This window comes from Streptomyces sp. NPDC058985 (assembly GCF_042740985.1).
Taxonomy (GTDB): Bacteria; Actinomycetota; Actinomycetes; order Streptomycetales; family Streptomycetaceae; genus Streptomyces.
This window is the reverse complement of sequence record NZ_JBHYJX010000014.1, coordinates 138073-155330: the sequence shown is the minus strand read 5'-3', so window position 1 is coordinate 155330 and position 17258 is coordinate 138073. Positions and strand designations below refer to the sequence as shown.

Sequence of the window (17258 nt, the reverse complement as noted above, 5' to 3'; positions counted from 1 at the left end):
CCGCAGCCAACTCCCCACCCAGCACACCCGATCAACGACACGACCGATCAAGAAGACACGCCATCCCAGACCGCACATGACCAAGCACTACTAGGCGCCCTTCGGCAGATACCTCTCCGCGAAGTCCAGCTCCAGGCGGACTTGCTTGATGCGTTCGTCGACCACCAGGGAGCCGTGCCCCGCGTCGTAGCGGTAGATCTCGTGGAGGGCGCCGCGGGACTCCAGGCGCTTGACGTAGTTCTCGACCTGGCGGATCGGGCAGCGTGGGTCGTTGACCCCGGCGGAGATGTAGACGGGGGCCTTGACGTCGTCGACGTAGGTCAGCGGGGAGGACGCCTCGAAGCGCTCGGGGACCTCCTCGGGGGTGCCGCCCAGCAGGGTGCGGTCGAGGGCCTTCAGGCCCTCCATCTCGTCGTGGTACGCGGTGACGTAGTCGGCGACCGGGACGGCGGCGATGCCCAGCGTCCACGCCTCGGGCTGGGTACCGATGCCGAGGAGCGTGAGGTACCCGCCCCAGGAGCCGCCGGTGAGGATGAGGCGGCCGGGGTCGGCGAGGCCGGACGTGACCGCCCACTCGCGCACCGCCGCGATGTCCTCCAGCTCGATGAGTCCCACCCGGTGCTTGAGGGCGTCGGTCCAGGCGCGTCCGTACCCGGTGGAGCCCCGGTAGTTGACGCGGACCACCGCGTATCCGTGGTCCACCCAGGCGGCCGGGCCGGCGGCGAAGGAGTCGCTGTCGTGCCAGGTCGGGCCGCCGTGGATGTCGAAGACCGTCGGGAGCGGGCCGGTCGTGCCGGCGGGCTTCTGGACCAGGGCGTGGATGCGGCCGCCGGGGCCCTCCACCCACACGTCCTCCACCGGGACCGAGCGCGGCGACTTCATGCCGGGCGGGTCCAGGACGACGCGGCCGGTGGTGGAGCGGACGGCCGAGGGCTCGGCGGCCGAGGACCACAGGTACTCCACGGTGCCGTCCGGGCGGGCCGTCGCCCCGGAGACGGTGCCCGTGGGCGTCTCGATCTCGGCCGGCTCGCGCTCGGCGAAGTCGTAGCGGAACAGCTCGCTGCGGGCCTCGAAGTCGTGCACGATCAGCAGGGCGCTGCCGTCCGGGAACCACTCGGCGCTGACGTCGCCCGGCAGCTCCAGGGCGAGGTCGGTCTGCTCCCCCGTCGCCACGTCCCACACCAGCGGCTCCCAGCGGCCCCGGCGCTGGTGCCCGATGAGCAGGCGGGTGTCGCCGTCGACCGGCGCGAAGCCCAGGACCTCCAGGCCCAGCTCCTCCTCGCCGCCCTCCGTGTCGTCCAGCTCGGCGACGGTCGTGCCGTCGGGGCGCAGCACGCGCAGCGCCGAGTGCATCGCGTCGCCGTGCTCGGTGTGCTCGATCGCGATCAGCGTGCCGTCGTGCGAGAGGTCGCCGACGCCCGCGGACTCGCGGTGCCGGTAGATCTCCGCCGGGGCGGCGCCGTCCCCGCGCGCGAGGTGGATGGTCGTACCCTCCTCGTCGGTGGAGCGGCCGACCACCGCCGTACGCCCGTCCCGGCCGAGGGCGAGGCCCGCCGGGTAGGAGGGGTCGAGGCCCGGCACGGCCGCCTCGTCCGCCCCGCCCGCGAAGGGCTGGCGGCGCCAGACGCCGAACTCGTCGCCGTCCTTGTCGTCGAACCACCAGATCCAGTCGCCGTCGGGCGAGAGCACGCCGTCCGTCGTGCCGTTGGGCCGGTCGGTGACCTGGCGCTGGTCACCGGACGAGCGGTCCCAGGCATACAGCTCGTACGTCCCCGTCGCGTTCGACACGAACAGGGAGCGGTCCGGGGCGTCCTCGGCCCAGTCGGGAAGAGACACCCTGGGCGCCCGAAACCGCTTCTCCCACTCGGGCATCTGCTCGCCCTGCGTCTGCCGCTCGTCCGACGCCTCGTCCGACGGCTTGCCCGACGACTTGTCCGATCGAACGGATCCGTTGCTCTCAGTCATGGCCCCATACTGCCCCGACCCGACGACAGCGCGCAGACGGGATCCCCAGCCTGTGGACAACCTCGCCCGTCCACCCGCCGGCCCGCACGTTTTCCACAGCCCCGAAGCGGGGGCGCACCGGCCCGCCCCGTACCGTGGGGGCGTGTACCGGTTTCTGCTGACGCCCCGATGGTGGGGGATCAACGTCTTCGTCGTCCTGGCCATCCCCTTCTGCATCTTCATGGGTTCCTGGCAGCTGGGCCGCTTCGAGGACCGCGTGCAGGACCACGAGACCGTGGCCACCCAGCACGAGGAGGCCCGCCGGGACGCGCCCCGCGCGCTGGACGAGCTGCTGCCGCTGGACAAGTCCACGGTCGGCAAGCAGACCACCGTCACCGGCCGGTACGACGACCAGCTGCTCGTCCCCGAGCGGAAGCTGGACGACCGGGAGGGCTACTACGTCCTCACGCTGCTGCGCACCGACGACGGCCGCGCGCTGCCGGTCGTACGCGGCTGGCTGCCGGGCGCACCCGACCCGGCGAAGGTCCCGGCCCCGCCCGCCGGCGAGGTCACCGTCACGGGGGCGCTCCAGGCCCCGGAGTCACCGGGCAGCAACGGCGTCAGCGGACGCTCCGGATGGCCCGCCGGGCAGACCGGCTCGATCAGCGCGGCGACGCTGCTGAACCTCGTGCCGTACGACGTGTACGACGCGTGGGTCACGCTGAACAGCGGCGACTCCGGGATGCGGGCCGTGCCCGTCAGCGAGCCGCAGAACAGCGGCCTCGATCTGAAGGCGTTCCAGAACCTCGGGTACACCGCCGAGTGGTTCGCCTTCGTGGGCTTCGTGATCTTCATGTGGTTCCGGCTGCTGCGCCGCGAGGTCGAACTCGCCCGGGACGCGCAGCTGGGGCTGACGGTCGAGGAGGCGCAGGACGCCGACGCCGCCAAGGCCGGCACCGAGGCCGCCGAGGCCGACGCCGAGAGCGCCGGGGAAGAGACCGAGCGGGCGGCGCGGCCCAGCCCGTCCAACGCCTGAGCGGGCGCCCCCTTACTACCCCCTACTACTCCGTGCCCGCCAGCACACCCGTCCAGTACACGGTGCCCACGCACGCGTTGGACACCGTGGCCGTGGCCGATCCGGATCCGCCCTCCGGGGTGTAGGTCACCGACACGCTTCCGTCCGCCGGTCCGTCCTCGCTGAGCAGCTGGGTCGTGGGGCCGGCGTCGGCGCCCCCCGCGGAGGATCCGCCCGCGGCGGTCGTGTCGCCGGTGGGCGAGGGGTCGGGCGAGGGCTCGCCGGTGCTGCCCCCGGTGGTGCCGCCCGTGGTGGGACAGGTCTCCGAGGGCACCCAGGCGAACTGCACCTCGTACCCGGAGGCCGGCGCCAGGGTCAGGGCCGGCGTCTCCAGGGACGGGTCGGGCAGTCCGGCCGCGGCGTCACCCGCCACATGCCGTGCGGTGCCGATCCTGGAGCGGTCCGCGGCTCCCTGCGAGGCGGTGGCCACGTTGCCGGGGCCGGTGACGGTGCAGCCGGCCGAGGAGACGTTGGTGACCCGGAACGAGCCGTAGACCACACCCGCCGAGTCGGGCTCGGCGATGCTGGCGACGGCCGCCCCGAGCTGCTTCGGCGCACACGCCGGAACGTCGGGCACGACGCTGGGCGAGGGGGCCGTCCCCGGTGCGGAACCCGTGGCCGCGCCGCTCTGCTCGCCTTCGGGCGTCTTCTCGGGGTCGGTGCGGTCCTTCCCCTCGGCGGTGCCCGGGGAGCCGATGACGCCGCTCTGGCCGCCGGCCGGGTCCTTGCCCTGGGAGGCGCCGCCCTGGGCCTGTGAGGCGTGACCCGCGACGGAGGGGTCGGCGCCCGGGCCGGTGGAGTTGGAGACGTGCACGAGAGCGGGGACCGCGGTGCCGATGAAAAGGGCGGCGGCGGCCATCCCGACGACGGCCTGGCGCTTGCGGGCCCGCCGGGCGGGTACCGCGCGGCGCAGGTGTTCCAGGGTGCCGTCGCTCGGCTCGACGTCCTGGACGGCCTGCTGCAGCATCCGGCGCAGCGCCGCCTCGTCGGCGTCGGGCCCGTCCTGCCCTCGCGGGCCGGGGCCCTGGTCGGCGGGGCCGTGGTTCACAGTTCCGTTCCCAGTGTGCGTGTGATTCGGTTGCTCTTGCCCGTGCCCGGCCGGTCCGTCCGGCGGGCCCGGTTCGGGTGTTGCGTCTTCTTCCCGCGGCACGTGCTGGTCGCCGTCACTCATGCCGGTGCCTCCATGGCCACCCTGAGCGCCGCGATGCCGCGTGAACCGTACGCCTTCACCGAGCCGAGGGATATGCCGAGCGTCTCGGCGACCTGCGCCTCGGTCATGTCGGCGAAGTAGCGCAGGACCAGGACCTCGCGCTGGCGGCGCTGGAGTCCCTTCATCGCCTTGATCAGGGAGTCGCGCTCCAACTGGTCGTAGGCGCCCTCCTCCGCGCTCGCCATGTCCGGCATCGGCTTGGAGAGCAGCTTGAGGCCCAGGATGCGGCGGCGCAGCGCCGAACGCGACAGGTTGACGACGGTCTGGCGCAGATACGCCAGGGTCTTCTCCGGGTCGCGGACGCGTTTGCGCGCGGAGTGCACGCGGATGAACGCCTCCTGGACGACGTCCTCGCAGGAGGCGGTGTCGTCGAGGAGCAGGGCCGCGAGGCCGAGCAGCGACCGGTAGTGCGCCCGGTACGTCTCGGTGAGGTGGTCGACGGTGGTACCCGCCGCCACCGTGTCGTCGGCGCCGTCGCGCTGGTTCGAAATGCGGGCCGGCCGCGCTGCTGGCATCGGCGCGATCACCGGCATGCCACCGGCCGGACCGGCCACACGGGGACGGACTGACCGGCCGGGGGCCCGCACAGCGGGGCCACGCGTCGATGCGGTGAATTCGAGTACCTCTGCCACGCCTGTTGGACACGCCGGCCCCCGTGAGGGTTGTACGTGCCGGGCGTCACGTTCCCGTGTCGGTCCTGTCCGTCGGGCAGCCGCCCGGCTGACGGTGCGTCATACGCCCTCATCGTCCGCTCTTCCCCTATGTCGCATGTGCACGAGCGTCCCCACGCCCGTCCTCGGCGTCCCCACGCCGACCCATGCGTCTTCGCGTCCCGAATGGGTGACCGCAAAGACGCTCCCCGCCTTCCGCACGGTTGCGGAGGGCGGGGAGGAAATCCTCTGACGGCACAGGTGCCGGGTACAAGTAGTCCGGACCAACTTCCGGATCACATCTCGTCCACAGATCCTACAAAGGAAACCCACGGTGGCCAGGGCATATCGCCCCTCTGATGGGGCCTGATGGGATCTGATGGAGCCTGATGGAGGTTCAGGCGAACTCGGCGGCCACCAACTCCGCGATCTGCGCGGTGTTCAGCGCGGCGCCCTTGCGCAGGTTGTCCCCGCACACGAAGAGTTCCAGCGCCGTCGGGTCGTCCAGCGCCCGCCGTACCCGCCCCACCCAGGTGGGGTCGGTGCCGACCACGTCGGCCGGGGTGGGGAACTCCCCCGCGGCCGGGTTGTCGAAGAGGACGACGCCGGGCGCGGTGGCCAGGATCTCCCGGGCCCGGTCGACGGTGACCTCGCCCTCGAAACGGGCGTGCACGGTCAGGGAATGCGTGGTGACCACGGGAACCCGCACACACGTCACCGCCACCGGAAGCTGCGGCAGCCCGAGGATCTTGCGGGACTCGTCCCGCACCTTCATCTCCTCCGACGACCAGCCGTCCTCGCGCAGCGACCCGGCCCACGGTACGACGTTCAGCGCGACCGGCTCCGGGAACGGCCCGGTGTCGTCACCGACGGCCCGCCGCACGTCACCGGGGTGCGTCCCCAGCTCGGTACCGGCCACCAGGGACACCTGCCGGCGCAGCGTGTCCACGCCGTCCCGGCCGGCCCCGCTCACCGCCTGGTACGAGGAGACGACCAGCTCGCGCAGCCCGAACTCGGCGTGCAGCGCGCCCGTCGCCACGATCATGGAGAGGGTCGTGCAGTTCGGGTTGGCGACGATGCCGCGCGGCCGCATCCGCAGCGCGTGCGGGTTGACCTCGGGCACGACCAGCGGCACGTCCGGGTCCATCCGGAACGCGCCGGAGTTGTCGACCACCACCACGCCCTTGGCGGCGGCGACCGGCGCCCACTGCGCGGCGACCTCGTCGGGGACGTCGAACATGGCGACGTCGACGCCGTCGAAGGCCTCCTCGGTGAGCGCGACGACCTCGACCTCCTCACCGCGCACGGCCAGCTTGCGGCCGGCCGAGCGCGGCGAGGCGATCAGGCGGATGTCGCCCCAGACGTCCGCGTGCTGGGACAGGATCGTGAGCATGACCGTGCCGACGGCACCGGTCGCTCCCACGACGGCGAGCGTGGGCCGCCCGTCCCGTGCGGTGACGGACATCAGCGGCCGGTGCCCCCGTAGACGACTGCCTCATCGCTGTCGGAGTCGAGACCGAAGGCGGAGTGCACGGCGCGCACGGCCTCGTTCACGTCGTCCTTGCGGGTGACGACCGAGATGCGGATCTCGGAGGTCGAGATCAGCTCGATGTTCACCCCGGCGTCGGAGAGTGCCGTGAAGAAGTCGGCGGTGACGCCCGGGTGGCTCTTCATACCCGCGCCGACCAGGGAGATCTTGCCGATCTGGTCGTCGTAGCGCAGCGAGTCGAAGCCGATGCCGGCGCGGTTCTTCTCCAGCGCGTCGATGGCCTTGCGGCCCTCGGACTTCGGCAGCGTGAAGGAGATGTCCGTCAGGCCCGTGGAGGCGGCGGACACGTTCTGCACGACCATGTCGATGTTGACCTGGGCGTCCGCGATCGACCGGAAGATCGCGGCGGCCTCGCCCGGCTTGTCCGGCACGCCGACGACCGTGACCTTGGCCTCCGAGGTGTCGTGTGCGACTCCGGAGATGAGGGCCTGCTCCACCTGCTTTTCCCCTTGCTTGATCGGCTCGCTGCTGACCCACGTGCCCTGGAGCCCGCTGAAGCTGGACCGGACGTGGATCGGGATGTTGTACCGGCGGGCGTACTCCACACAGCGGTGGAGGAGCACCTTGGAACCGCTGGCCGCGAGCTCCAGCATGTCCTCGAAGGAGATCCAGTCGATCTTCTTCGCCTTCTTCACGACGCGCGGGTCGGCGGTGAACACGCCGTCGACGTCGGTGTAGATCTCGCAGACGTCCGCGTCGAGCGCGGCGGCGAGGGCCACGGCGGTCGTGTCGGACCCGCCACGCCCGAGCGTGGTGATGTCCTTGCTGTCCTGGCTGACGCCCTGGAAGCCGGCCACGATCGCGACGTTGCCCTCGTCCACCGAGGTCTTGATGCGCCCCGGGGTCACGTCGATGATCCGGGCCTTGTTGTGGACCGAGTCGGTGATGACTCCGGCCTGGCTGCCGGTGAACGACTGGGCCTCGTGGCCCAGGTTTTTGATCGCCATGGCCAGCAGCGCCATGGAGATACGCTCTCCGGCGGTCAGCAGCATGTCGAGTTCGCGCCCGGCAGGGATCGGGGAAACCTGCTCGGCGAGATCGATCAGCTCGTCCGTCGTGTCGCCCATCGCGGAAACGACGGCGACCACCTGGTTGCCGTTCTTCTTCGCTTCCACGATCCGCTTGGCGACGCGCTTGATGCCCTCGGCATCGGCTACGGAGGAGCCTCCGTACTTCTGCACGACAAGGCCCACGTGCGCTCCTCGCTCAATCCGTCTCTTTCCGCACGTACGTATATGTACTGCGGTCGGCTCATTTTACCGAGCGTCCGGGTTTCGCCCCTGCGGTATCGCATGGTGAGACCCGGGTACTCGCTCAGGCTGGCTCATGCCCAACCGGACGCGGGTCACTCGGGAAAGTGCGGTGTGTCACACGTTCACAAGTTTCTTTCCGTTCCGTAAAGCCCGCACCCTGGGCCCCTCACGGGCGCTCCACGTGGATCCGCTCCCGGCCCGCGCAGGCCGCCAGGGAGCGGATGTCGCCCAGGTCGTCCGTGAGGATGGGGGCGTCGTCGTAGGCGATGGAGGCGAGGACGACGGTGGCGTCGATGACGTCGGAGGTCTTGTTCCGGTGGCAGAGCACGGCCGCCGCCTTCGCCCCGGACTCCGTCAAGGGAGTGACCCGGCAGCCGCTCAGCGTCCAGTGCAGCATCGCCGCCGAGGCACGCCCGTCCCAGCACCGCGCCAGCACGCCCGCCGGTACCAGCGGGATGTGCCCGCCCAGCAGCAACGCCTTGTGGCGGCCGAGAAAGCGGCGGTCGTTCTTCGCGGCGGCGATCAGCGCGCCGCTGTCGTAGACCACGTGGCTCATGCGGTGCGCCGCTCCTCACCGGGTCGCCCGAAGAGGCCCGCCACGCGGGCATCCGCCTCGGCCATCTCCGCCTCGGAGAACGGCCCGTACTCCGACTCGTAGTCCGCCATCGCCCGCAGGCCCGCACGGAGTACGCGGCGGTCGTCCAGGTACTGCTCCAGGGCTCGGCTGATCACTGAGGAGATCGGTTCCACCGGCCGGGCACGCGGAGGAAGGTGTCGGGCACGAAGCCGGGCCCCTCCTCCGACTCGTCGTCCACGGCAAGGCACTCCTCGCAGATGCCGCGGTCGAGCTTCACCGTGCGTTCGTCCTGTTCGCAGATCCCGCAGACCATGAGCACGCGGGTCACCTTGGCGCGGGGCGTGCGCTGCTTCGGGGGCATCTTCGACTCCAGCCGTCGGCGGGCGAAACCGCCCGGGCTGCTGACATTGGGTGGGAGCCCTTCGGTCAGGGCTCGGGTGATGTCCTTCGGCGTCGCACCGCGCGACAGCCACTCCTCGGCGAGGGGTTCGAGGGCACCGCAGTCGCCGTCGCTGAGCGCCATACGCGGCTCGACGGTGCGCAGTGCGCTGAGGGTGCGGTACGCGACGCCGAGCGGCTCGGATTCGGGTTCGGGTGCGGGTTCAGGGGCGCGTTCCGGCCCGGGATCGGGCTCGGTCACGTCCGGTACGGGGGCGGCCGTCGTCTCTTCGACCCGGGCCAGGCCGGGCTGGTGGTCCCAGGTCACGTCCGTGCCGTGCCGCTCCCGCGCGAACTCCGCCCACCACTGCGCCGGCCTGCGGGTACGCGACCAGTACGTCCGCGTGACCCACCGCATGGTGTGGTCCTCGACGGTGATGTGTTCCTTGATCCAGCGCAGGTGGCCGGCTTGGATGATGCGGCCCAGCGAGGTGCGCACCGCCTGCTGGCCGTAGCGCGGGTGCGCAGCGGCGAGGACCTTGTGGCCCATCGCGTGGCCGGTGCCCAAGTGGTCGATGAAGACGGCGACCTCGGCGTCCCGAGGGGTCAGGTGTGCGAAGTCCGGGTCCGCGACCGGGTTTTCGTCACCTGCGAGGCGCTTTCCATACCCCGGATTGGCCATGGGGTGGGACGGGGAGGGGAGGGCAGGACTAGGGTTGGCGTAAGCCACCATCGAACTTTTCCTTCGATGCGTCGGTCAGGCCCCGGATTGGTGTTCGTAGCACCGCCGGGGCCGACATATTCACTGGGCGATTGCCGCGAACCTAGAGCCGTTTCACGCAACGCCGCAAGCCGATCACGCAACGTCACTCTTTCGAGGTACGACGCCTCAACTCAGCTACACACTTGGTTGGTTGGGAGTTTCAACCAGACCAGAAAACCCAGGGGAAGAGCTCGGGTCCCGGGGCTCAAGCTCCGGGCTGAACTGCGGCGATGAACGCCGACCAGGTGGAGGGCGAGACCTGGAACTCGGGGCCGGAAGCCACCGACTTGGAGTCGCGGATGTGGATGGCGTCGTCGTGGGCGACCTCGACGCAGTTCCCGCCCTCGCTGTCGCTGTAGCTCGATTTGAACCACTTCAACTGATCACTCACGCTGACCCACCATCCGCTCGATCAAGCGGGCCGTCTCATCGGGGTCGAGGGCCCGCGTGCGGATCATGCTTAGCCGCTCGGTGACGCGGCTGACAACACCTGGATCGGCCGAGAATTCGCTCGCCAATCCGCCCTCCATGAAGGCGCACCTCTCGTGGTCCGGGCCCTCCAGCAGCACCATCGGCCCTTCCAGGGCATTGGCGAACGCCCTCTCGAAGGGCAGCACCTGCAACACCACGTTGCGCTGTCGGGAGACCTCCAGCAGGCGTTGCAACTGTTCGTCGTCCACCACCTGGCGCGTGCTCTTCGTGTGACGGCCTAGGGCGAAAGTCGCTCTGGTGGGTTCCGCGCGGGCCGGAGAGGATCGGTTCATGGTCGACATCAACCAGCTGATCGCCTTCTGCACCATGTCGCTGCTGCTGTCCGCCGTTCCGGGACCGAGCGTGCTGTTCGTCGTCGGACGTGCCCTGGCCCACGGCCGCGGACCGGCGCTGGCCTCCGTGCTGGGCAACGCGCTCGGTGGCTACGTGCTGGTGGTGGCCGTGGCGCTGGGGGTCGGGAACGCTGTCGAGCGGTCGGTGCTGCTCTTCAACACGATCAAGCTGGCCGGCGCCGCCTATCTGGTCTTCCTCGGAGTGAAGGCATTGCGGTCGAGCTGGAGGAACCGGGCGGTACCGGCGAGCGCCGCCCCGGAGCAACAGGTTGGAGGGTCGGTCCGGGCCGGGTTCGTGGTGGGGGTGACGAACCCGAAGAGCGTCGTCTTCCTCACCGCGGTGCTGCCGCAGTTCGTCGACCGCGACGCCGGTCACGTCGGCGCCCAGATGCTCGTCCTGGGCCTGGCGGGCGCCCTGTTGCAGCTACTCTCCGACGGGGTCTGGGGGCTGACCGCCGCCAGCGCGCGTGACTGGCTGGGCCGTTCACCCCGCCGGGCGGCGTTGATCGGTGGCACCGGCGGGCTGGCCATGGTCGGGCTCGGCGCGTCGGTGGCCGTCAGCGGCCGCGCCGACTAGGGGACTGAGACCGGCCCCTCTGCTACGTCACCGGCCGCAGCCCCAGCGGGCCCGCGATCTCCTCCACCATGACCCGGCCGGCCTCCGTTTCCAGGGTGTCGTCGCCGAGGTCCTCGTCGGTGTCCAGGCCGTCGAGGGCGGCCAGGGGCTGGTTGAGGCGGACGTGGGCGACGATCGACTGGAGGGCGCGCAAGGTGGCGGAGGCGGTGGAGCCCCAGTTGGAGAAGTAGGAGAACTGCCACCACCACAGGGCCTCCGTGGTGCGGCCGGCCTTGTAGTGGACCATGCCGTGGCGGAGGTCGGTGATGACGTCGGTGAGGTCGTCCGAGATGCGGGCCGGGACGGGGGCCTTGCGCGGCTCGTAGGGGTCGAAGACCTCGGAGTAGACGTCGACGGGCTCGAGGATGCGGGCGAGGTTCTCGCGGAGTTCGTCCACGTCGAGTTCCGGGCCCGGGTCGGGCTCGTAGCGCTCGTCGGGGACGATGTCCTCGTGGGCGCCCAGGCGGCCGCCGGCCAGCATCAGCTGGGAGACCTCCAGGAGGAGGAAGGGGACGGCCGAGTCCGGTTCGTCGCCCTTGGCCACTTCCGTGACCGCGACCAGGAAGCTTTCGATCTGGTCCGCGATCTGGACCGCGAAGTCGTCGGGATTCTGGTTGGTCGCGTGCAGCGTGGCGTCAGACATCTAGGAGTCGTCTCCCCTCGAAGGCGCGGCCGAGGGTCACCTCGTCCGCGTATTCCAGGTCGCCGCCCACCGGGAGGCCGCTGGCCAGGCGGGTGACCTTGAGGCCCATGGGCTTGATCATGCGGGCGAGGTACGTGGCCGTGGCCTCGCCCTCCAGATTCGGGTCCGTGGCCAGGATCAGCTCCGTCACCGTGCCGTCGGCCAGGCGGGCCAGCAGCTCGCGGATGCGGAGATCGTCGGGGCCGACCCCGTCGATCGGGCTGATCGCGCCGCCGAGCACGTGGTAGCGCCCGCGGAACTCACGGGTGCGCTCGATGGCGACGACGTCCTTCGGCTCCTCCACCACGCAGATGACGGCGGGGTCGCGCCGGGGGTCGCGGCAGATGTTGCACTGCTCCTCCTGCGCGACGTTCCCACAGGTCGCGCAGAAGCGGACCTTTGCCTTCACTTCCATGAGGGCCTGGGCGAGCCGTCGTACGTCGGTCGGTTCCGCCTGGAGGACGTGGAAGGCGATCCGCTGCGCGCTCTTGGGACCGACGCCGGGCAGGCGCCCGAGCTCGTCGATGAGGTCCTGGACCACGCCTTCGTACAACGGACTGCCGTCCTTCCTGACGTTCCTGCACTACGTACGGTAGATGGCTTCCGCCGGTCTGAGAAAGGCGAACTCAGAAAGGCAGGCCGGGGATGCCGCTGCCGCCGCCCATGCCCTGGGCGAGGGGTCCGAGCTTCTCCTGCTGGAGGGTCTGCGCGTTCTCGTTGGCCGCCTGGACCGCGGCGACGACCAGGTCGGCGAGGGTCTCGGTGTCCTCGGGGTCCACCGCCTTCGGGTCGATCACGAGGCCGCGCAGCTCGCCGGAGCCGGTGACCGTCGCCTTCACCAGGCCGCCGCCCGACTGGCCCTCGACCTCTGTCCGTGCCAGTTCCTCCTGGGCCTGCGCGAGGTCCTGCTGCATTTTCTGGGCCTGCTGGAGCAGCTGCTGCATGTTGGGCTGGCCACCACCGGGGATCACGTTCAGCTCCTGTCGCTACGGCTCGACGGCTCGACGGCTCGTCGCGGATTTTCCCGTTCGGCACGAGCCTACGTGGTCCGGGCGGCCCTCGCCCCAGCACTCTTTCGAGTGATGTCGCCCGGGTCCTATACCTGATCAAGGCCCACGTACGGGCGGAAAGACGGCGGAAGCCACGGCTTCGCCACCCATTGGGCGGTAGGAAGGGTTCCGAGCAGGAGCGGACGGTGAGCAGTAGGGAGTGCCGGGTGGGTCAGCCGGAGAGGCAGCCCGAGGGGCCGCCGCAGGACGGGCGGGGCGAGCAGGGGGCGGCCGGGGCGCGGCCGGGCGACCTGGCCGGGCGGGCGTTTCCGCTCGGCGACTGGGCGCTGCCCGCCGACCGGCTGGACGAGCTGTACCGGTGGGTGGAGCGGGGTGCGCTGGACACGGCGGCCTGGTATCTGGCGGACCGGGTGTGGAAGCGACGGGGTGCGGTGCTGCTGCGGTGCGGGGCGGCGGCGGGGGCGGTCGCGGGGGCCGCGCTGCCGCTGCTCGACATGTCCGGGCTGGTGGGCGGGGTCGCTCCCTGGGGGTATCTGGCGCTGCTGGTCGCGGTGGCCTGCGTGGCCGGGGACCGGTACTTCGGGGTCACGTCCGGGTGGATGCGGGACGTGGCCACGGCGCAGGCGGTGCAGCGGCGGCTCCAGGCGCTCCAGTTCGACTGGGCGTCGGAGAGCGTGCGGGAGGTGCTGGGGCCGGCGGACGGTACGGCCGGCGAGGCGGCCGAGCGGTGCCTGCTGGTCCTGCGGCGGTTCTCGGAGGACGTGACGGAGCTGGTGCGGGCGGAGACGGCGGACTGGATGGTGGACTTCCGGTCCGGGGTGGCGCCGCTGGGGCTGCAGTCGGGCGTGGGGGGCGGGATGGCGGGCGGCCGGTCCTCGGAGGCGGGGGTGGCCGGGGCGGGGCGGTTTCCGGCGCCGGCGAACGGGGCTCGGCCGAACATGCCTCGGCAGCGGCCGCCGGAGCCGCGGTGACGTGCCACTGGGGTTGCGGTGGGGTCGGTGCGGTGAGGTCGGCTGTGGGGTGACCGGCGTGCAGTGAGGTCGGCTGTGGGGTGGCCGGCGTTGCGGTGGGCCGGGGGTGGGTGTCGCAGCCCGGCGTGGCGGGGTGCCGCTGCGCCCACCCGTGCCGCCCCAGCGGCACGACTGCCCGCAGCTGGGTGGGGGTGGGCGGGTGGGCTGCGTGACTGCCCGCAGCTGAGCGGGATCGCCGCCCGCAGCTCAGTAGGAGCGGGTGTACGTCAGGGTTTCGCCCGTCGTCGTGTTCGTGCGTTTCAGGGTGCCGTTCGGCAGGAGGGTGACCTCCGTGGGGGCGCCCGGGGTGCAGGTGGTGGACGGGCCCGTGGTCACCGTGGAGGGGCCGACCGTCACGGGGCCGCCCGGGGTCGGAGTGTCGGTCAGGTCGGCCTCGAAGACGCAGTGGTAGGTGCCGTTGCCCGCGGGGCCGTCGGCGGCGAGGGACAGGACCGTGTCTCCCACCTCGCCCTGCCGGATGGTCAGCGTGCGGGTGTGGACGCCGGAGGCGTTGTCGATGGTGGTGGTCCAGGTGCCCAGGTACGCCGTCGGGATCGGGCCGCCCTGCCGGGTCGGCTGGTCCGCGTCGACGGTCGGAGCCGATCCGTCCGTGTTCCGGGACCCGGAGGCAGTCGGCGTCGGCGTGGGGTCGCCGTCGGCCCGGTCGTCGCCGCCCCCGCTCATCAGGGCGTAGACCGAGCCGCCGGCGCCGAGCGCGACGACCAGGGCGACGGCGATCAGCAGCGCGGTGGAGCGGCCTCTCCGGGGCGGGTCGTAGAGCGGGCCGTACGGCGGTGGGGGCCCGTAGGGCGGGGTCGGGCCGCCGACGCCGTACGGCTGCGGGTGACCGGAGGGCGGCGGCGCGTTCCAGGCGGGGGCCGGGACGGCGTACCCGTGGGCGGGCGGGGGTGTGGAGGGCGGGTTCTGGCCCGCGACCAGGGTGGGGAGGTGGTTCAGCGGGGTTCCCCCGCCTCCCCCGCCTGCGCCCCCTGCGACGCCTGCGCTGCCCGGCTCGCGCGGTGGCGGGGGTCCCGCCACGGGGGACTGTGGGAGCGGGGACGTGCCACCCGGCGCCTCCGGGTTCTCCGTGTCCAGCAGCCGTACGGCGTGCCGGCCGAGCTGGGCGACCAGGGCGCCGGGCAGCCACGGGTCGCGGGAACGGCCGTCGGTGACCGTGTCCTGCGCGCCCGTGCGCTCCAGGATCTCGGCGAGGACGGGTCGCGCGGCGGGGTCCTTCTTCAGGCAGTCGCGCACCAGGTCGGCGATGCCCTCGGGCACACCGTCCAGGTCGGGCTCCTCCTGCGCGATGCGGAACATCAGCGCGTGCACGCCGCTGTCGGCGGTGCCGAAGGGCAGCGCGCCGGTGGCGGCGTAGGCGAGGACGGAGCCGAGGCAGAAGACGTCGCAGGCGGGCGTGATCCGGTCGCCGCGCACCTGCTCCGGCGCCATGAAACCGGGCGAGCCGACGAGCGCCCCGGTGCGGGTGAGCCCGCCGTCGGTGACCGTCTGGAGGGCCCGCGCGATGCCGAAGTCGATGACGCGGGGTCCGTCGATGGTGACGAGCACGTTGGACGGCTTGAGGTCGCGGTGGACGATCCCGGCGGCGTGGATGTCCTGGAGGGCGTGCGCCAGACCGGCGCCCAGGATGCGGACCGACCGCTCGGGCAGGGCGCCGTGGTCGTGGCCGACGACCTGCTGGAGGCTGGGGCCGGCGACGTACCCAGTGGCGAGCCAGGGCACGGCGGCCTCGGTGTCGGCGTCCAGCACGGGCGCGGTCCAGTGGCCGCCGACCCGGCGGGCGGCCGCGACCTCCTGCCGGAAGCGCTCCCGGAACTCCTCAAGCGCGGCCAGCTCCTCGCGGACCAGTTTCACGGCGACGGTGCGTCCCCGGTCCGAGCGGGCCAGGTAGACGTGCCCCATGCCTCCCGCGCCCAGCCGCCCCAGCAGCCGGTACGCCCCGATGTGCTGCGGATCCCCGTCCCCCAGCTTGTGCATGCCGCCGCCTTCCCCCCGAACGTGCGCAACGGACCGAGGATAGTGCGGGCGCGCACCCGCGCGCGGGGGTCTTGCCGGTGACGGGCACGCGCTCGTCGACGACCTGTCGACAACCTGTCGTGGAAAGCCCCGGACCGCAGACAAGACGCCGATTCCGTTTCCGCATCGCGGACATCTACCCTCGGCCGCATGACTCCTGAGCCCCACCTCCAGGCCGGTGCCGCCGTGAAGGCCGCGGACCGCGCGCACGTCTTCCACTCCTGGTCCGCCCAGGAGCTCATCGACCCGCTCGCCGTCGCCGGCGCCGAGGGATCGTACTTCTGGGACTACGAGGGCAAGCGCTACCTCGACCTCGCCAGCGGTCTCGTCTACACCAACATCGGCTACCAGCACCCCAAGGTCGTCGCCGCGATCCAGGAGCAGGCGGCGAGGATGACGACGTTCGCGCCCGCGTTCGCCGTCGAGGCGCGCTCGGAGGCGGCCCGGCTGATCGCCGAGCGGACGCCCGGCGATCTGGACAAGATCTTCTTCACCAACGGCGGCGCCGACGCCGTCGAGCACGCCGTGCGCATGGCGCGGCTGCACACCGGGCGGCCGAAGGTGCTGTCGGCGTACCGCTCGTACCACGGCGGTACCCAGCAGGCGATCAACCTCACCGGCGACCCGCGCCGCTGGGCCTCCGACAGCGGCACCGCCGGTGTCGTGCACTTCTGGGGCCCCTTCCTGTACCGCTCGCGCTTCTACGCCGAGACCGAGGAGCAGGAGTGCGCGCGGGCGCTGGAGCACCTGGAGACGACGATCGCCTTCGAGGGCCCGGCGTCCGTCGCCGCGATCGTCCTGGAGACGGTCCCGGGCACGGCGGGGATCATGATGCCACCGGCCGGTTACCTCGCCGGGGTCCGCGAGATCTGCGACAAGTACGGCATCGTCTTCGTGCTGGACGAGGTCATGGCCGGGTTCGGGCGGACCGGTACGTGGTTCGCGGCCGACCTGTACGACGTCGTGCCCGACCTGATGACCTTCGCCAAGGGCGTGAACTCGGGGTACGTGCCGCTGGGCGGTGTCGCCATCTCCGGGAAGATCGCCGAGACGTTCGCAGAGCGTCCCTACCCGGGCGGCCTGACCTACTCCGGGCACCCGCTGGCCTGCGCGGCGGCCGTCGCCACGATCAACGTGATGGCCGAGGAGGGCATCGTCGAGCACGCGGCGCGCCTCGGTGCCGAGGTCGTCGAGCCGGCCCTGCGGGAGCTGGCCGAGCGGCACCCCAGCGTGGGAGACGTGCGCGGCACCGGCATGTTCTGGGCGCTGGACCTGGTGAAGAACCGGGAGACCCGGGAGCCTCTGGTGCCCTACAACGCGACCGGGCAGGCGGCCACCCCCATGTCCGCGTTCGCCGCCTCCGCCAAGGCCCACGGCGTGTGGCCGTTCGTGAACATGAACCGCACGCACGTCGTGCCGCCGTGCAACATCTCGGAGGCCGAGCTGAAGGAGGGCCTGGCGGTCCTGGACACGGCGCTCTCCGTGGCGGACGAGTACACGGAGTAGTAAGGCCCGGGTACAGCGAGTAGCAGCAGGAGTACACCGTGGAGTCCCTGCCCGCTTGCGGGCAGGGAGGGGGCGTCGGCGCGTATGGTGGCGTGCTCGTACACCGTAGACAGGTGTGCGAGCCCTGCGTGCCCGCCCCGGGGGACGCACGCCCCGCCCGCGACGAGGAGACGCCCG

18 protein-coding genes are annotated in these 17258 nt (G+C 71.8%); 4 read left to right on the top strand and 14 right to left on the bottom strand.

What is annotated here, in order from left to right; all coding sequences use genetic code 11:
* Nucleotides 1–90: 90 nt before the first annotated feature.
* Nucleotides 91–1965 carry a S9 family peptidase gene (locus ACFW01_RS15805; protein ID WP_384504042.1) on the bottom strand — a complete coding sequence of 625 codons (1875 nt, stop codon included), beginning with the start codon at nt 1963–1965 and terminating at the stop codon, nt 91–93.
* Between the two features lie 142 nt (nt 1966–2107).
* Here ACFW01_RS15805 and ACFW01_RS15800 point away from each other — a divergent pair, with 142 nt between their 5' ends.
* Complete coding sequence (locus tag ACFW01_RS15800) at nt 2108–2980, top strand: SURF1 family protein (protein ID WP_234959407.1); 873 nt, start codon at nt 2108–2110, stop codon at nt 2978–2980.
* A 25-nt stretch (nt 2981–3005) separates the two neighbouring features.
* On the opposite strand, the gene ACFW01_RS15795 is transcribed toward ACFW01_RS15800, so the two are convergent.
* The 9 genes from ACFW01_RS15795 to ACFW01_RS15755 all read right to left on the bottom strand — a co-directional run bounded on the left by ACFW01_RS15795 (nt 3006) and on the right by ACFW01_RS15755 (nt 10082).
* A complete protein-coding gene (locus tag ACFW01_RS15795) occupies nt 3006–4067 on the bottom strand; it encodes a hypothetical protein (protein WP_384504040.1) in 1062 nt (353 codons plus the stop codon).
* A gap of 119 nt (nt 4068–4186) precedes the next feature.
* The gene (locus ACFW01_RS15790) at nt 4187–4762 is read right to left on the bottom strand and encodes a SigE family RNA polymerase sigma factor (protein WP_161332525.1); all 576 of its coding nucleotides are present in this window, start codon (nt 4760–4762) and stop codon (nt 4187–4189) included.
* 514 nt (nt 4763–5276) lie between these two features.
* A complete protein-coding gene (locus ACFW01_RS15785) occupies nt 5277–6344 on the bottom strand; it encodes an aspartate-semialdehyde dehydrogenase (RefSeq protein WP_384504038.1) in 1068 nt (355 codons plus the stop codon).
* On the bottom strand, nt 6344–7621 hold the full coding sequence (locus ACFW01_RS15780) for an aspartate kinase (RefSeq protein WP_234959404.1): 1278 nt from the start codon (nt 7619–7621) through the stop codon (nt 6344–6346). Before ACFW01_RS15780 ends, ACFW01_RS15785 begins: the two co-directional genes overlap by 1 nt.
* Nucleotides 7622–7847: 226 nt before the next feature.
* Nucleotides 7848–8237, bottom strand: coding sequence for a twitching motility protein PilT (locus ACFW01_RS15775; RefSeq protein ID WP_384504036.1), 390 nt, complete (start codon nt 8235–8237; stop codon nt 7848–7850).
* Nucleotides 8234–8413 carry a hypothetical protein gene (locus tag ACFW01_RS15770; protein ID WP_234959402.1) on the bottom strand — a complete coding sequence of 60 codons (180 nt, stop codon included), beginning with the start codon at nt 8411–8413 and terminating at the stop codon, nt 8234–8236. Before ACFW01_RS15770 ends, ACFW01_RS15775 begins: the two co-directional genes overlap by 4 nt.
* Nucleotides 8410–9369, bottom strand: coding sequence for a hypothetical protein (locus ACFW01_RS15765; RefSeq protein ID WP_384504034.1), 960 nt, complete (start codon nt 9367–9369; stop codon nt 8410–8412). Before ACFW01_RS15765 ends, ACFW01_RS15770 begins: the two co-directional genes overlap by 4 nt.
* A 235-nt stretch (nt 9370–9604) precedes the next feature.
* Nucleotides 9605–9790: a DUF397 domain-containing protein gene (locus ACFW01_RS15760; RefSeq protein WP_234959400.1), complete on the bottom strand. Its 186-nt coding sequence runs from the start codon at nt 9788–9790 to the stop codon at nt 9605–9607.
* Nucleotides 9783–10082 carry a Scr1 family TA system antitoxin-like transcriptional regulator gene (locus ACFW01_RS15755; RefSeq protein WP_384504032.1) on the bottom strand — a complete coding sequence of 100 codons (300 nt, stop codon included), beginning with the start codon at nt 10080–10082 and terminating at the stop codon, nt 9783–9785. The genes ACFW01_RS15760 and ACFW01_RS15755 overlap by 8 nt, the downstream gene beginning before the upstream one ends.
* 79 nt (nt 10083–10161) lie before the next feature.
* Here ACFW01_RS15755 and ACFW01_RS15750 point away from each other — a divergent pair, with 79 nt between their 5' ends.
* The gene (locus tag ACFW01_RS15750) at nt 10162–10800 is read left to right on the top strand and encodes a LysE family translocator (protein WP_234959398.1); all 639 of its coding nucleotides are present in this window, start codon (nt 10162–10164) and stop codon (nt 10798–10800) included.
* Between the two features lie 22 nt (nt 10801–10822).
* On the opposite strand, the gene ACFW01_RS15745 is transcribed toward ACFW01_RS15750, so the two are convergent.
* The 3 genes from ACFW01_RS15745 to ACFW01_RS15735 form a co-directional block, all read right to left on the bottom strand.
* Nucleotides 10823–11482: a DUF5063 domain-containing protein gene (locus ACFW01_RS15745; RefSeq protein ID WP_234959397.1), complete on the bottom strand. Its 660-nt coding sequence runs from the start codon at nt 11480–11482 to the stop codon at nt 10823–10825.
* On the bottom strand, nt 11475–12074 hold the full coding sequence (gene recR, locus ACFW01_RS15740) for a recombination mediator RecR (protein WP_064729020.1): 600 nt from the start codon (nt 12072–12074) through the stop codon (nt 11475–11477). The genes ACFW01_RS15745 and recR overlap by 8 nt, the downstream gene beginning before the upstream one ends.
* Before the next feature lie 73 nt (nt 12075–12147).
* Nucleotides 12148–12492: a YbaB/EbfC family nucleoid-associated protein gene (locus ACFW01_RS15735; RefSeq protein ID WP_234959396.1), complete on the bottom strand. Its 345-nt coding sequence runs from the start codon at nt 12490–12492 to the stop codon at nt 12148–12150.
* Nucleotides 12493–12737: 245 nt separating this feature from the next.
* Between ACFW01_RS15735 and ACFW01_RS15730 the strand changes: the two genes are divergently transcribed.
* Complete coding sequence (locus ACFW01_RS15730; RefSeq protein ID WP_234959527.1) at nt 12738–13502, top strand: SLATT domain-containing protein; 765 nt, start codon at nt 12738–12740, stop codon at nt 13500–13502.
* Nucleotides 13503–13748: 246 nt separating this feature from the next.
* On the opposite strand, the gene ACFW01_RS15725 is transcribed toward ACFW01_RS15730, so the two are convergent.
* Nucleotides 13749–15536, bottom strand: coding sequence for a serine/threonine-protein kinase (locus tag ACFW01_RS15725; protein WP_234959526.1), 1788 nt, complete (start codon nt 15534–15536; stop codon nt 13749–13751).
* Nucleotides 15537–15725: 189 nt separating this feature from the next.
* Here ACFW01_RS15725 and ACFW01_RS15720 point away from each other — a divergent pair, with 189 nt between their 5' ends.
* Nucleotides 15726–17081, top strand: coding sequence for an aspartate aminotransferase family protein (locus ACFW01_RS15720; protein WP_234959395.1), 1356 nt, complete (start codon nt 15726–15728; stop codon nt 17079–17081).
* The last annotated feature ends 177 nt before the right edge of the window (nt 17082–17258 follow it).

Bases quoted from the DNA above. Each gene is read 5' to 3' on its own strand.
- ACFW01_RS15775 (WP_384504036.1), bottom strand. From the start codon at position 8,237: ATGAGCCACGTGGTCTACGACAGCGGCGCGCTGATCGCCGCCGCGAAG.
- ACFW01_RS15805 (WP_384504042.1), bottom strand. From the start codon at position 1,965: ATGACTGAGAGCAACGGATCCGTTCGATCGGACAAGTCGTCGGGCAAG.
- ACFW01_RS15750 (WP_234959398.1), top strand. From the start codon at position 10,162: ATGGTCGACATCAACCAGCTGATCGCCTTCTGCACCATGTCGCTGCTG.
- ACFW01_RS15790 (WP_161332525.1), bottom strand. From the start codon at position 4,762: ATGCCGGTGATCGCGCCGATGCCAGCAGCGCGGCCGGCCCGCATTTCG.
- ACFW01_RS15720 (WP_234959395.1), top strand. From the start codon at position 15,726: ATGACTCCTGAGCCCCACCTCCAGGCCGGTGCCGCCGTGAAGGCCGCG.
- ACFW01_RS15765 (WP_384504034.1), bottom strand. From the start codon at position 9,369: ATGGTGGCTTACGCCAACCCTAGTCCTGCCCTCCCCTCCCCGTCCCAC.
- ACFW01_RS15745 (WP_234959397.1), bottom strand. From the start codon at position 11,482: ATGTCTGACGCCACGCTGCACGCGACCAACCAGAATCCCGACGACTTC.
- ACFW01_RS15725 (WP_234959526.1), bottom strand. From the start codon at position 15,536: ATGCACAAGCTGGGGGACGGGGATCCGCAGCACATCGGGGCGTACCGG.
- ACFW01_RS15785 (WP_384504038.1), bottom strand. From the start codon at position 6,344: ATGTCCGTCACCGCACGGGACGGGCGGCCCACGCTCGCCGTCGTGGGA.